Source organism: Streptomyces sp. Inha503 (genome assembly GCF_047215865.1).
Lineage (GTDB): Bacteria > Actinomycetota > Actinomycetes > Streptomycetales > Streptomycetaceae > Streptomyces > Streptomyces lycopersici.
Map to the genome: position 1 here is coordinate 1,380,598 of NZ_CP178360.1, position 13,819 is coordinate 1,394,416.

General features: G+C 71.6%; 12 protein-coding genes. 9 read left to right on the plus strand and 3 right to left on the minus strand.

The features are described 5' to 3' along the window. Window positions 1-63 precede the first annotated feature (63 nt). From ACJX2R_RS05765 to ACJX2R_RS05805, 9 genes are all read left to right on the plus strand, one after another. Window positions 64-1,284: a cytochrome P450 gene (locus ACJX2R_RS05765; protein WP_413099090.1), complete on the plus strand. Its 1,221-nt coding sequence runs from the start codon at window positions 64-66 to the stop codon at window positions 1,282-1,284. A 2-nt stretch (window positions 1,285-1,286) separates the two neighbouring features. Then, window positions 1,287-1,931 (plus strand): TetR family transcriptional regulator, encoded by a 645-nt coding sequence (locus tag ACJX2R_RS05770; RefSeq protein WP_413099091.1) that lies wholly within the window; start codon window positions 1,287-1,289, stop codon window positions 1,929-1,931. Window positions 1,932-2,047: 116 nt separating this feature from the next. After that, window positions 2,048-3,277 carry a cytochrome P450 gene (locus ACJX2R_RS05775; protein WP_413099092.1) on the plus strand — a complete coding sequence of 410 codons (1,230 nt, stop codon included), beginning with the start codon at window positions 2,048-2,050 and terminating at the stop codon, window positions 3,275-3,277. A 17-nt stretch (window positions 3,278-3,294) separates the two neighbouring features. After that, a complete protein-coding gene (locus tag ACJX2R_RS05780; protein WP_413099093.1) occupies window positions 3,295-3,489 on the plus strand; it encodes a ferredoxin in 195 nt (64 codons plus the stop codon). Between the two features lie 160 nt (window positions 3,490-3,649). Then, window positions 3,650-4,414, plus strand: coding sequence for an SDR family NAD(P)-dependent oxidoreductase (locus ACJX2R_RS05785; RefSeq protein ID WP_413099094.1), 765 nt, complete (start codon window positions 3,650-3,652; stop codon window positions 4,412-4,414). 154 nt (window positions 4,415-4,568) lie between these two features. Beyond that, window positions 4,569-6,173: an NAD(P)-binding domain-containing protein gene (locus tag ACJX2R_RS05790; protein ID WP_413099095.1), complete on the plus strand. Its 1,605-nt coding sequence runs from the start codon at window positions 4,569-4,571 to the stop codon at window positions 6,171-6,173. Between the two features lie 9 nt (window positions 6,174-6,182). Beyond that, on the plus strand, window positions 6,183-7,301 hold the full coding sequence (locus ACJX2R_RS05795; RefSeq protein WP_413099096.1) for an alpha-hydroxy acid oxidase: 1,119 nt from the start codon (window positions 6,183-6,185) through the stop codon (window positions 7,299-7,301). Beyond that, on the plus strand, window positions 7,298-8,740 hold the full coding sequence (locus tag ACJX2R_RS05800; RefSeq protein ID WP_413099097.1) for a cytochrome P450: 1,443 nt from the start codon (window positions 7,298-7,300) through the stop codon (window positions 8,738-8,740). Before ACJX2R_RS05795 ends, ACJX2R_RS05800 begins: the two co-directional genes overlap by 4 nt. Before the next feature lie 3 nt (window positions 8,741-8,743). Then, the gene (locus ACJX2R_RS05805; protein WP_413099098.1) at window positions 8,744-10,021 is read left to right on the plus strand and encodes a cation:proton antiporter; all 1,278 of its coding nucleotides are present in this window, start codon (window positions 8,744-8,746) and stop codon (window positions 10,019-10,021) included. A 77-nt stretch (window positions 10,022-10,098) separates the two neighbouring features. Here ACJX2R_RS05805 and ACJX2R_RS05810 read toward each other — a convergent pair whose 3' ends face one another. The 3 genes from ACJX2R_RS05810 to ACJX2R_RS05820 form a co-directional block, all read right to left on the minus strand. Continuing rightward, window positions 10,099-11,676 carry a class I adenylate-forming enzyme family protein gene (locus tag ACJX2R_RS05810; protein ID WP_413099099.1) on the minus strand — a complete coding sequence of 526 codons (1,578 nt, stop codon included), beginning with the start codon at window positions 11,674-11,676 and terminating at the stop codon, window positions 10,099-10,101. 110 nt (window positions 11,677-11,786) lie between these two features. After that, the gene (locus tag ACJX2R_RS05815) at window positions 11,787-12,392 is read right to left on the minus strand and encodes a GOLPH3/VPS74 family protein (RefSeq protein ID WP_262701070.1); all 606 of its coding nucleotides are present in this window, start codon (window positions 12,390-12,392) and stop codon (window positions 11,787-11,789) included. Window positions 12,393-12,486: 94 nt separating this feature from the next. Continuing rightward, window positions 12,487-13,779: a LuxR C-terminal-related transcriptional regulator gene (locus ACJX2R_RS05820; RefSeq protein WP_413099100.1), complete on the minus strand. Its 1,293-nt coding sequence runs from the start codon at window positions 13,777-13,779 to the stop codon at window positions 12,487-12,489. Window positions 13,780-13,819 lie beyond the last annotated feature (40 nt).

A 13,819-nucleotide genomic window follows, 5' to 3' on the forward strand; every position in this document is an offset into this window, starting at 1 on the left:
AGGCCCATGGGGTTGCCTGATCTTGTCGATGACCGCCCCGCCCCGTACCGAGGGAGAAGCGTCGTGACTCCAGGAGACGGCGAGCCGTTACTCAGCTATCCGATCCCCAGCGATACGGCGCTGGGGCCACCCGCCGAGTGGGCCCGGCTGCGGCAGCGGTGTCCGGTGGCGAAGGTGGCCCTGCCCAGCGGGGACGAGGCATCGCTGCTGACCCGCTACGACGATGTGAAACAGGTGCTGTCCGACCCGAGGTTCACCCGGCTGCTGAACGCCGACGACGCGGCCCGGATCTCGGACAGCGAAACCGGCGGAGTGTTCAACAGCTCGATGGCGCAGTCGCTCCCGCAGGGCGGCGAGGGCCATCAGCGCTGGCGCCGGATGGTGGCCAAATGGTTCACGGCCAAGCGCATGAACGCGCTGCGGCCGGGGATCGAGGCGATGGCCGAACGGCTCATCGACGCCATGCTGGTCCACGGCCATCCGGCGGACCTCAAGGCCCACCTCGCCTTCCCGCTGCCGGTGTGGGTGATCTGCGATCTGCTGGGCGTCCCCGACAGCGACCGCGACCGGTTCGCCCACTGGTCCGACACCCTGCTCAATCTCACCCGCTACCGGCAGGACGAAGTCGACGCCGCCCAGGCCGAGTTCGCGGACTACATGGCCGCCCATGTGGCGGCCAAGCGCACCGGTCCGGGCGAGGATCTGCTCAGCGAGCTCATCACCGCCACCGATCCCGGCGGCCATCGGATGTCCGACGCGGAACTGGTGGCCACCGGCCAGGCCCTGCTGGTCGCCGGGCACGAGACCACCGCGAACATGATCGGGAAGATGATGGCCATGCTGCTGGCCGACCGGAGCCACTGGGAGCGGCTGCTGGCCGACCGCTCGCTGGTGCGCACCGCCGTGGAGGAGGCGCTGCGGTTCGACGCCAATCCGGGGTTCGGGATGCCCCGGTACATCGGTGAGGACACCGAAGTGGCCGACACCGTACTGCCGCGCGGCACCACCGTGGTGTGCAGCATGGCCGCCGCCAACCGTGACGAGACCGCCTTCGAGGGCGCCGGCGAGCTGGCGCTCGACCGCAGCCCCAACCCCCATCTGGCGTTCGGCGCCGGGACGCACTCCTGCCTGGGCCAGGCGCTGGCCCGCACCGAGCTACAGGCCACGCTGGACGTACTGCTGCGCCGCCTGCCCACCCTGGAACTCGCCGTCCCCGTGGCGGAGTTGCGGCGGCTGGAGGGCCTGGCCGTGGGCGGGCTGCGTGACCTCCCGGTGCGGTGGTGACCATGGCGGGCAGGGCCGTACGGCACGAGCGGGCCGATGCCACGCGCGGGGCGATCCTCGCCGCCGCGGAGCGGCTGTTCGCCGAGCGCGGGGTGTACGCGGTCTCCAACCGCCAGGTCAGCGAGGCCGCCGGACAGGGCAACAACACGGCGGTCGGCTACCACTTCGGCACCAAGGCCGACCTGGTACGGGCGATCGCCCGGCAACACGCGGAGCAGGTCGAGCGGTTGCGCCTGCGGATGCTCGACGAGATCGGCGACTCCACCGACGTACGGGACTGGGTGGCCGCTCTGGTGCGCCCGGTCCTCGAGCATCTGGCGGAGCTGCCCAGCCCGACCTGGTACGCGCGGTTCTGCGCCCAGGTGATGACCGACCCGGCGCTCCACGAGATCATGGCCGATGAGTCCATGGCCTCTCCGGCGCTGCGGCGGACCGTCGAGGGGTTCAACCGGTGCCTCCCCGAGCTGCCGATCGAGGTGCACATCGAACGCGGGGCCATGTCGCGCCATCTGATCCTGCACATGTGCGCCGAGCGGGAGCGCGCGCTCGCCGAGCACACCGCCACGCCCCGGTCCAGCTGGCACGACGCCGCCACCGGCCTGATCGACGGGATCGTCGGGCTGTGGCTGGCGCCCGTCACCCGCTGACCGCGGCCGCCACACACCGGCGGCCCGCCGAGGGCCGTCGAGGGACAACGGGGGCAACGGGGTCAACGGGGGACAACGGGGGTTCCACCACATGCCTCAACCGAATTGAGGGAGCGATGACCAGCACAGTGAACCCGGTGGACGAGCGCGCCGCGCGGGCCCCGGAGTTTCCGATGGCCAGGGCGGCGGGCTGCCCGTTCGACCCGCCCCCGGCGCTGCGGGACCTTCAGCGAGAGGGCCCGCTGGCGAGGGTCCGCCTGTGGGACGGCAGTACGCCGTGGCTGGTGACCCGGTACGCCGATCAGCGGGCGTTGCTGGGCGACCCGAGGGTCAGCGCCGACATCCACCGGCCCGGCTACCCCCGCCAGGCCCCGATGCCGCCCGGAGGTACGGGGGTCAGCTTCATCCTGAAGGACGACCCCGAACACGCCCGGCTGCGCCGGATGGTGACGGCGCCGTTCGCCATCAAGCGGGTGGAGGCCATGCGGCCCGGTGTGCAGAAGATCGTGGACGACCTGATCGACGAGCTGCTGGCCGGTCCGAACCCGGTGGACCTGGTGGAGGCGTTCGCCCTGCCGGTGCCCTCGCTGGTCATCTGTCAGCTGCTCGGAGTGCCCTACGCGGACCACGACTTCTTCCAGGACAACAGCAAGGTCATCATCAACCGGAACGTCACCCCCGAGCAGCGCTCGGCCGCCCACGGCAACCTGATCGAGTATCTGGACGGCCTGATGGGCGAGAAGATCGCCCGTCCCGTGGACGATCTGCTGTCCGGTCTCGCCGAGCGGGTCACGGCGGGCGAACTGTCCCGCAACGAGGCCGCGCAGATGGGTGTGCTGCTGCTGATCGCGGGCCACGAGACCACCGCGAACATGATCGCGCTCGGCACTCTCGCCCTGTTCGAGCACCCCGGGCAACTCGCCCTGCTGCGCGACACCGACGACCGCCGGCTGATCGCGTCGGCGGTGGAGGAGCTGCTGCGCTATCTGCACATCACCCACAGCGGAAGGCGCCGGGTGGCGGTTGAGGACATCGAGGTCGGCGGGGAGGTCATCCGCGCGGGCGAGGGGCTGATCCTGGCCAATGACATCGCCAACCGGGACCCCGGGATGTTCGCCGAGCCCGACCGGCTGGACCTCCGGCGGGACGCCCGCCGCCATGTGGCCTTCGGCTTCGGGGTGCACCAGTGCCTGGGCCAGCCGCTGGCCCGGATGGAGCTCCAGGTCGTCTACGGCACGCTCTACCGCCGTATCCCCACTCTGCGGCCGGCCACCGAGCTGGAGCGGATCCCGTTCAAACACGACGGATCGGTCTACGGCGTCTACGAACTGCCCGTGACCTGGTGAAAAGGGAGGAAGCCCCGATGAAGGTGACCGTCGATCAGGACAGGTGCGTCGCGTCCGGCCAGTGTGTGGTCGCCGCGATGGAGGTTTTCGACCAGCGCGACGAGGACGGCATCGTGGTGCTGCTCAACGCCGAGCCCCCGGCCGAGCAGGCCGACGACATCCGGCACGCCGCGGCGGTGTGCCCGGCCCTGGCCATCGCGGTCCAGGACTAGGGCCGGATCCGGGGCCGGGTCCCGGACCGTACGGCCGCAACCGGGCGGCGGCGCGGGCGTTTTCCTCGTCCGCGCCGCCGCCACCCCGTGCACCCCGGTGGGATGCGCACGGCCCTCAGAACACGTCGATCTCGGACAGCATGAAGAAGGGAAGACAACCGTGAGCAGTACCGGTCTTAGGGATCGCGGCGTCATCGTCACCGGAGCAGGATCGGGGATCGGCCGGGCCGCGGCCCTGACGTTTGCCGCCGAGGGGGCGAAGGTACTGGTCGCGGACCTCGACCGGGACGGCGCCGACCAGGTTGTCACAGCGATAGGGGCGGCGGGCGGAGTGGCCCGCGCGGTCATCGGCGACCTCGGCGACCAGCGGGTGGTGGACGAGGTCGTCGCCACGGCCGTGGAGGCGTTCGGCGGGCTGGACGTCCTGGTGAACAACGCCGGTGTCATGGACCGCTTCTCGGCGGTGACGGACACCGACGACACCGAGTGGGACCGGGTGCTGCGGATCAACCTGACGGCCCCGTTCATGCTCACCCGGGCCGCGCTGCCGCACATGCTGGCGGCGGGCCGGGGCGCGATCGTCTTCACCGCCTCGGAGGCGTCGCTGCGCGGCAGTACGGCCGGGGCCGCCTACACCGCCTCCAAGCACGGTGTGGTGGGCCTGGTGAAGTCCCTCGCGGTGATGTACCGGGAGCAGGGGATCCGGGCCAACGCGATCGCCCCGGGCGGCACCGCGACCGGCATCCGGGTCGACGCCAGGCCCGGGGCCCACGGCCCGGCCGTCATAGGCGCCCATGCCACCAGCATGGGCAGGATCGCCACGGCCGAGGAGCAGGCCGCCGCCATCCTCTTCCTGGCCTCCGACGCCGCGAGCAATGTCAACGGCGTCATCCTGCCCGTGGACAACGGCTGGTCGGCCGTCTGATCCGATGCCGGGCCGATCATACTGGCCTGTTTTCGATATTGCTCAAGGTGACGGCGGCTCACTAAAGTAGTTGTTGAGGTTTAAAGGAAAATTGTCACGGCTTTCCCCTGTCATCGCGCTCTCCACCGCATCGCGCTCTTGAAAGGAAGGCACTGTGCACAACCAACCTCTCCACTCTTCCGAGACTCTTGACTACCTCGTCATCGGTGCCGGCCCCGCCGGCCTCCAGCTCGGGCAGCTGCTGGCGACGGCGGGCCACACCTACCGGATCCTGGAAGCCGGAAACAGACCGGGGACCTTCTTTCAAAAGTTCCCCCGCCACCGTCAGCTGATCTCCAGCAACAAGGTGCACACCGGAATCGACGATCCCGAGTTCAACCTCCGGATGGACTGGAACTCCCTGCTGTCCCCCGATCCGGAACTGCTGTTCACCCGGTACAGCAAGCGCTACTTCCCGGCCGCCGACGACTATGTGCGCTATCTCGCCGACTTCGCCGAGGCGTTCGATCTCGACATCGCCTTTGACACCCGGGCGGTGCGGATCCGCCGCGACGACGACGGCTTCACCGTCACCGATCAGCACGGCGGCGACCACCGTGGCCGCCGGCTGGTGATGGCCACCGGGGTGAGCCGGCCCTACATCCCCGATGTGCCCGGTATCGAGACCGCCGAGGACTACTCCGATGTCTCGGTGGACCCCGAGGACTTCACCGACCAGCGCGTATTGATCCTCGGCAAGGGCAACTCCGCACTGGAGACGGCCGACAACCTCATCGAGACGGCCGCCGTCATCCATGTGGCCGGACCGCACAGCCTGCGGCTGGCGTGGAAGACCCACTATGTGGGCCATCTGCGCGCCGTCAACAACAACTTCCTCGACACATACCAGCTCAAATCACAGAACGCCGTACTCGACGGCAATGTGCTCTCGATCGAGAAGGAGCCGGGCGACGGCGGCCGGTACCGAGTGCGGTTCGGCTTCTCCCGGGCGAACGAAGTCGTGAAGGAGATCCCCTACGACCGGATCATCGTGTGCACCGGCTTCCGTTTCGACGCCTCGCCGTTCGACCCCGAATGCCGCCCCGAGCTGGTCATCAACGACCGCTTCGCGGCCCTCACACCGGCGTACGAGTCGGTCAACGTACCCGGGCTGTACTTCGCCGGTACCCTGACCCAGCAGCGCGACTTCAAGAAGTCCACCAATGGCTTCATCCACGGATTCCGCTACGGCGTACGGGCGTTGAGCCGCATTCTCGACGAACGCCACCATGATCTGGCCTGGCCGGCCCAGCCGCTGGCCACCGACCCGTCCGCGCTGGCGGACGCCGTGGTGGCGCGGGTCAACCGCAGTTCCGCGCTGTGGCAGCAGTTCGGTGTGATCGGCGACCTGCTGGTCGCGGCCAGCGGCGACCAGGCCCGTTACCACGAGGAGGTGCCGGTCGCCTACGCCCACGAAAGCCCCCTGACGGCGGGCGCCGACTACTTCATCGTCACCCTGGAGTACGGCCCCGACCACGACAAGGTCGATCCCTTTGACATCACGGTGCGCCGGGCGGCGCAGAACTCGGTCGGGGAAGCCTTCGACGCCTCCTATCTGCATCCGGTGATCCGCCACTTCCGGGGCGGTGAACTCCTCGGCACCCACCACATGGCCGAGAACCTGGAGAACGAGTGGAACCACCCGAAGGTCCACCACGCCCCGCTGGTCGAGTTCTTCGCGCGCGAGCTGGACGCGCAACCCGCCGGCGCGGGGCGGTGACACCGCGCCATGCTGATGACCGTCCAGGACTTCGAAACCACCGCCCGGACGAGACTCGACCCCGTCTACGCCGACTTCATCGCCGGTGGCGCCGGGGACGAGATCACCGTACGGGCCAATGAAGAGGCGTTCCGGCGGCTACGGCTGCTGCCCAGGGTGCTGCGCGGCAACGCCGAGCGGGCGCTGGACATCACCGTGCTCGGCAGCCGCGCGCGGACTCCGATCCTGCTCTCGCCGACCGCCTTCCACAAACTCCTCGTCGAAGAGGGGGAGTTGGCCACCGCACGAGCCGCCGCGGCCGCCGGCACGATCATGATCGTGAGCATGGCGTCCACGGTGGCGGTGGAGGACATCGCGGAGGCCACCCGTGGCGCCGGTGAGGGCGGCGGCCCGGCACCCCTGTGGTTCCAGCTCTACCTCCAGCCGGACCTGGAGTTCACCCGGTCCCTGGTGCGGCGGGCCACCGACGCGGGGTGCACCGCGCTGGTGGTCACCGTGGACTCCCCGGTGCGCGGCGCGCACGAGCGCGATCTGCGCAACGGCTTCCTCGACCTGCCGGACGGACTGCGCTGCGAGCACATGGTCGATCCGCGCGAGCGCGGCCGGGTGCGGCCGATCGCCATGTCGCCGGAGATCTCCTGGACCCATATCGACTGGCTGCGCGGGATCACCTCGCTGCCGATCCTGCTCAAGGGTGCCCTGCACCCCGAGGACGCCCGGCTGGCGGTGCGCCACGGCGTGGACGGACTGCTGCTGTCCAACCACGGGGGCCGTCAGCTGGACACCGTGCCCGCCACGATCGAGCTTCTCCCCGGGATCCACGCGGCGGTGGCCGGACGGCTCCCGATCGTGCTGGACGGCGGCGTCCGGCGGGGCACCGATGTGGTCAAGGCGCTGGCGCTCGGCGCGTCCGCCGTGGGCATCGGCCGGCCGGTGATGTGGGCCCTGGCCGAGGGCGGTGAGAAGGGCGTACGGCGGCTGCTGGAACTGCTGCGCGAGGAGCTCGACCAGGCACTCGCGCTGTGCGGCGCCTCCGGTGTCCAGGGCCTCACCCCGGATCTGGTGCGTGCCCCGGTATGGCCTCCCGCCGACGCCTCCGCCACTCCGCCCGGTGGAGTGGCGTCATGAGCCGCCTCAGACGGGCGGCCACCGGTGCGACGGCCGTGGCGCTGACGGCCAGCCTGCCGTACTGGCTGCCCCGGCTGGTGATCGGCCTGCGGGTGCGCCTCTTCGCGCGGGTCAACGGCGAGGAGGGGATACCGGCGCCCGGCCGTGAGGTGCCCGTCGAGGAGTTCAAGCGGGTCTACGGGCATCCGGCCGCGAACGGCCGCAGCCGCGGCGCCGCCCTGTCCGACCTCTTCTGGTACTGGCTCTCCCCCGGCCCCGAGGTCCACCAGGAGCATCTGGAACCCGGCCCGCGGTACGACGAGGTGGCCAGGACGACCCGGCAGATCCTCGCCGGGCTCTCCCGGGAACGGTGGAGCGAGCTGGTCGGCCGCTGCACCCGGCGGGTGCTCGATGAACTCGACCAGGGCACCGGCCGATACGGCACCCGGGAACACCGGGTACGGCTGCGCGATCTCATGATGCCGGTGTGGGCCGAGGTCTACTACGAAGTGGTGTTCCGCGAACCGTGCCCGCGCCATGTCCGGGACCTGATAGTCGGCAACGCCGACGACGTGGTCAGCGCCCTGAAGTGCACCAGCCTGCGCCATATGGACCGGCGGAACCGGCTCACCTCGTATCTGCGCGAACGGCTGGCGAGCGATCCCCCGCCGGTGCCGCTGCCGTCGCTGCTCAGTCGGCGGGAGCAGGCGTACTACCTCCAGGGCACGTTCTTCAACACCGCCGTGGTGCAGACGTCGGAGGCGATGGCCCATCTGCTGCTGGCACTCGCCACGCACCAGAGCGTCCAGAACCGACTGCTCTCCGGCGAGGAGGACGCCGACTACCTGGACCATGTCATCAACGAGACGCTCCAGCACTTCCCGCTGTTCGGCGTGGCCCACCGCATCACCACCGGGGAGATCCCCCGGACCGACGGACCCCCGATACCCACGGGCTCGGTCCTGCTGTTCAACTACCCCGAGTATCAGCGGTCGGGAGCCACCGGCCCACAGCGGTTCGACCCCGGTCGCTGGCTGTCCCCCGACACCCGGCCCTCGGCCTTCATCCCGTTCGGCGTGACCGCCAACCGGCCCTGTCCGGCCCGTGGTTTCGCCGTGCTGACCATGCGGGTCGCGGCCGAGGAGACACTGCGGCGCTTCCGGCTGGAGTCCACGGCCGAACACACCCGGTCGCTGCCCAGCCGCGGCCCCTGTCTGCTGATCCCGCACACCGCCCGGTCGGCCCCGGCGGGCCGGAGACCGGCCGGGCGGGCGATGAGGCTCACCGGGATGCGGCTGGGCGACCGGTGGGCGGCCATCCCGCGCAGCCTCACCCAGCTGGTGCTCGGTGGCTACATGGTGTGGGACGCCCGGCGCCAGGGGCTGTGCCGGAACTACTTCGCCACGGCGCCCGGCGACATCGCCGAACCCGCCGTCGCGGTCAGCCGTTGGGGAGGATGAGTGATGAGCCCCACTGAGCTCGCCCCCGCCTTCTTCATCGCCGCCGTGGTGATCCTGCTGACCTGCCGTCTGGTGGTGATGGCGACCGGCCGGTTCGGCCAGCCTCCGGTGGTCGGGGAGATGATCGCCGGTGTGCTGCTCGGCCCGTCGCTCTTCGGGCTGGTGGCTCCGGGCGCCTCGGACGCGATCTTCCCGCCGGAGCTCACACCGGTGCTCTATGTGGCCGGGCAGATCGGCCTGGTGGCCCTGATGTTCCACGCGGGGTACGAATTCCGGGCCCACGCGGGCAAGGGACTGGCCGGAACCGCGGTGACGGTCTCCGCCGCCGGGGTGGTGGTCCCGCTACTGCTGGGCGTGGGACTGACCTTCGCCGCCCATGGCCACGTCCCCATCTTCGTCGACGGGGTCTCGGTCTGGGTGACCGCGGCCTTCGTCGGGGTCGCCCTCGCCATCACCGCCTTCCCGATGCTGGCCCGCATCATCACCGAGCAGGGGATCTCCGGGACCCGGTACGGTTCACTGTCCCTCGCCTCGGGGGCCACCGACGACGCGGCCGCCTGGCTCATGCTCGCCGGGGTGCTGAGCGTGGCCTCGGAGAAAGCAGGACCGATCGTCAAGGCGCTGGGCGGTTCGCTGATCTTCGTGGCCGTCCTGTTCCTGGTGGGTCGGCGCCTGCTGGCGTGGATCATGACCAGGCCGGGGCTGAGCGACGAGACCCGGCTGCTGTTCACGGTCGCGGTGCTGTTCTGCGGCGCCTGGTTCACCGACACCATCCAGCTGTACGCGGTCTTCGGGGCGTTCTGCGTCGGCCTTGCCATGCCCCGCCACGAGGCGTCCGAGCGGGTGGTGCGGACCGTCCAGGGGACGACCCAGGTCATCTTCGTGCCGATGTTCTTCACGTACTCGGGTCTGAACACGCGCTTCGATGTGTTCGCCGACCCGGCCGTGATGGCGTTCGGCGCGGGCTGCGTCGTGCTCGCGTCGGCCGGCAAGTTCGGCGGTTGCTGGGCGGCCGCCAAGCTGTGCGGGGAGCCGGGCGCGGTGGCGGTCAGGGTCGGCGCCCTGATGAACGCGCGCGGGCTGATGCAGCTCATCGCGCTCAACATCGGGCTGTCGGCCGGGATCGTCGGCGATGAGCTGTTCGCGGCACTGGTCCTGGTCGCGCTGGTGACCACGGTGATGACGGTCCCGGTGCTCAACTGGCTGGACCGCCGGGACGCCGGATCCCGGACGGCCGGGGAGCCGAGCGACACCGCGGCGCCGGTGCCGGCCGGGAGCTGAGCACCACCCCCGTACGGGAGAGTCGCGGTGTGCCCGCGGGCACACCGCGACCTCTCAGCCCCGGTGACCTCACACCGTCATGCCGTCTCCAGCGGGCCGGTGACCCGCGACAGCAGCGCCAGTTTGTCCGGTTTACCGCTCGGCGCCACCGGCACCTCGGTCACCACGGTGACGGTGGCGGGGACACTCGCCTCCCCCAGCTCGGCCGCGACAAGGGCGCGTACGGCGTCGAGGTCCGGTTCACGACCCTCGGCCGGGACGACGAAGGCGTGTGCGGCCTCGCCGGTGCGCTCGTCGGGCGCGCCCACCACATACGCCTGGTCGACATCGGGATGGGCCGCCAGCGCGCGTTCGATCGCCCCGGCGTAGTGCACGATCGCGTTGATGATGACCACCTCCCGGGCGCGCCCGGTGAGCCGCAGAAAGCCGTGTTCGTCCAGGTGCCCGACGTCGCGAGTACGCACCCACCCCGCCCGCAGCACCTCTCGGGTCCGCCTCTCGTCCTTCCAGTAGCCCGCCATCGCGGAGTCGGTGCGCACCCATATCTCGCCGGTGGTCCCGGCGGGCACCGAACGCCCCCCGGGGTCACGGACGTCCAGCTCCACACCGGACCACGCCCGGCCCACCGAGTCGTACAACTGGTCCGGCCACTGGGCCATATGGTCCGGGGTGAGCAGGGTGAGCATGCCGGTCTCCGTCTGCCCGTAGCCCTGGTGGACCACCGGACCGAGCAGCCGGGCCGCCTCCGCGAGCCGGTGCGGGGCGAGCGGGGACCCGGCCACCAGCAGCACCCGGAGGCTGGAGGTGTCCACGCGCTCCGTGCGCAGGACGTCCAGCACATGGTGCAGCCGGGGCACGGTCATCAGACACGCGGTGATCCGGTGGCGCTCGAAGACCTGGGGGAAGGCGAACGGCGGTTCGGGAATGACGGCGGTGCCGCCCCCCATCAGACAGACCCCGAGATGCTCGAAGATCACCGCGCTGCTCAGGGTGCCGAAGAGCAGATACCGCTCGTAGCCCGCCGCGAGCCGTGCGGTCGGTTCGGACCAACGTGCGGGCTGCCAGGCCCAGTTGAGGGCGAGCGAACGGTAGCTGTGCGCACAGCCCTTGGGGCGTCCGGTGCTGCCACTGGTCAGCGTCACCAGGGCGATGTCGTCGGGGCGGCCCTGGGCGGTCGGCTCCCCCGTCGCCTGCGGGTGACCGTCCAGGAGGTCCGGGCCCAGCCGCGACACGGTCACCCCGCCCGCCCCGTCCAGCAGTTCGGGGGTGGCACCGGTCTCGTCGGCCACCAGGACGTCGATTCCGTCGGAGAGGACGTACTCCAGATGGGCCGGGGTCATGCCGGGCCGCAGCCCCGTCACCCGGCAGCCCAGCGCGTACGCCGCCACCAGCAGCGCGAAACCCTCGGGCGTCACATCGGTGGCCACCGCCACCGAGCGGCCCGGGCCGAGTCCGGCCGCCCGCAGCCCGTCCGCGCACCGGCCGATCAGCTCCAGCACCTCGCCGCGCGAGAGGACGCGTGAGCGGTGTTCGAAGGCGGGGAGATCCGGCCGCGCGCGGAAGGCGTCAAGGAGGGCCTGGGGGAAGGGTGCCGTGATGGGCCCGGCGTCGTGGTGGGGGGATCTGTGACCGGATGCTCCCGCTGACGTGTCCATGTGCGTCTCCGTTCGGGGGTGGTACCCAATGGGACGTGGTGGATCACCTGACACGATACGGCGGCACGGACCGCCCGCGGCCACGGTCGCGGATCGTCACCGTCACGCGGTCATTCGCCGCGCCAGATGTTGTCGTAGGCCGCTTCCTCGATGGCTCGCCGCTGCCGCTCGGCCTCCAGCTCCATCACGGCGTCGTTGACGGCGGCGAGCACGGTCACGGTCGCGTCGCCGGCCGTGCCCGCGGCGTCCTCCGCGGGCTCCTCACGGATGCCGATGGCCGCCGCGAGGGTGGCGAGGACGGGCTCGTCCGAGGCCCAGCGGTCCGTCGCGTGGCGGCGGGCGGGCGAGTCGACCGGCACCGCCTGACCGGCGCGGAGCGGCAGCCAGCCGTGGCGCCGCCGGGTGATCTGCCCCGCCTCCTCCAGGGCGTCCAGATAGGCGGAGGACAGACCGCGGCCCCTGCGCCACAGCCACTCGCCGACCGGCTCGTGGGGCGGCTGGCGAACGAGTGCCGCCGCGGCCTCGTCCAGCAGGCGGTCCCCGGTCGGCGGGCAGAGCCCCGGCACGATCCGCTCGTCCTCGATCGTGAGCGCCTCGGTGCCGAGGAGGTCGATCAGCTCGGCCCCCGCGAGCGCGAGCGACAGGTCGCCCCGCTCCAGGGGTCGGATGGGCGCCACGTCCAGAGTGACGATCAGCAGGTCCCGCGGTGTGGTCATCAAACGCTCCGCTCGCCGTTCCCGCCAACGATACGTTCCCAAGCGCACGGACGTACGCCGACGTGCCTGCCGGGTACGCCATGCCGGAGGCCGCTCAGGAGCCGGTGGCCCCCCACGCGTGGGCCAGCGCGGCCGCCTCGCCACGCGAGGTGACGCCCAGCTTCTCCAGGATGTTCGCCACATGGAACTTCACCGTCGACTCGCTGATGTGGAGCTCCTGGGCGATCTGCCGGTTGCGCCGTCCGCGGGCTAGCTGCTCCAGCACCTCCAGCTCACGCGCCCCCAGGCCGTCCAGCGGATCCTCGCGGGCGGGCTGCGGCGGGCCCAGCGGCACGGTGGCCGTCACCGTGGTGCCCCACTCCGGGACCGCGTCCACGTCCAGCCGTCCGCCCAGCGCGGCCAGCCGCTCCCCGACCCGGCGGGCGTCCAGGTCGGTCCGCCTCAGGACGCCGGGGCCGTCGTCCCGTACGGTGGCGCGCAGCTCGCCCTCGCCGACCTTCCAGCCGATGTGTACGCGGCGCACCGGGCGCGGCGCGCCGTCCTGGCCAGGTCCCTGCTCGCCGAGCATGGCGTGCACCACGGCCCGCACCACCGCACGGGCCGTATTGGCCACGTCCGCGGCGAGCCGCCGGTCCGCGCCCTCCTCGGTGCCGGGCGGGCCGAGGTCCAGCCGTACGGACAGGCGGCGCAGCTCCGGGCGGAGCGATTCGGCGAGCCGGGCGAAGGCGTCACCGGCCGGCTCCTCCACCAGCGCCTGATCGCGGTCGGTCCGGGCGCGCAGTTCGGCCAGGGCGCCGACGGCGAGGTCCACCGCGCGGGCTCGGGCGGTCCGGTCGTCCAGATCGCGGGAGCGCAACACGCCGAGCAGGGCGGACAGGGCGGCGCCATGGGCGTCGACGAGCTCGGCGATGGCCGTGGCCCGCGCCGCGGCCGCGGCCCGCGACTGGCCCAGCATCCCGGGCACCGCCTCCACCGCCATCCGGTCGCGGTGGGCGGTCACCAGGTCCCACAGGGCGCGGGCGGCCGCCAGGGCCTCACCCGGGACGGGGGTCTCCTCGGTCCGTACGAGGACGAGCAGCGCGCCCCGCGCGGTGGCGTCGCTGTGCACGGCCAGCACGGGCACCTCGGCCCCGGCCATCCACGCCCGGCCCTGCCAGGTTCCCCCGGCGCGCGCCAGCGGGGCGATGGCGGCCATCTCGGCGCTGGTGATGGGGGTTCCGGGGTCGCCGGGCGGGTCGCCATGGGTCTTGAACGGTGAGTGCGGGCAGTTGCCGGAGAGTTCGGCCACCGCCCGGTGCGCGATCGCCTCGGAGAGCGCGGCGGACAGGCGCGGCAGGATCTCGCCCAGGGGTGCCCGGATCACGTCGACTGCGGCCGTGAGGTCCATGTCCGTCAGCGTAATGGGCCCGTCCCGCGACCCCGGCTGC

Coding starts and splice junctions, on each gene's coding strand:
- ACJX2R_RS05780 (WP_413099093.1), top strand. CDS start 3,295: ATGAAGGTGACCGTCGATCAGGACAGGTGCGTCGCGTCCGGCCAGTGT.
- ACJX2R_RS05775 (WP_413099092.1), top strand. CDS start 2,048: ATGACCAGCACAGTGAACCCGGTGGACGAGCGCGCCGCGCGGGCCCCG.
- ACJX2R_RS05795 (WP_413099096.1), top strand. CDS start 6,183: ATGCTGATGACCGTCCAGGACTTCGAAACCACCGCCCGGACGAGACTC.
- ACJX2R_RS05815 (WP_262701070.1), bottom strand. CDS start 12,392: ATGACCACACCGCGGGACCTGCTGATCGTCACTCTGGACGTGGCGCCC.
- ACJX2R_RS05800 (WP_413099097.1), top strand. CDS start 7,298: ATGAGCCGCCTCAGACGGGCGGCCACCGGTGCGACGGCCGTGGCGCTG.
- ACJX2R_RS05810 (WP_413099099.1), bottom strand. CDS start 11,676: ATGGACACGTCAGCGGGAGCATCCGGTCACAGATCCCCCCACCACGAC.
- ACJX2R_RS05820 (WP_413099100.1), bottom strand. CDS start 13,779: ATGGACCTCACGGCCGCAGTCGACGTGATCCGGGCACCCCTGGGCGAG.
- ACJX2R_RS05805 (WP_413099098.1), top strand. CDS start 8,744: ATGAGCCCCACTGAGCTCGCCCCCGCCTTCTTCATCGCCGCCGTGGTG.
- ACJX2R_RS05770 (WP_413099091.1), top strand. CDS start 1,287: ATGGCGGGCAGGGCCGTACGGCACGAGCGGGCCGATGCCACGCGCGGG.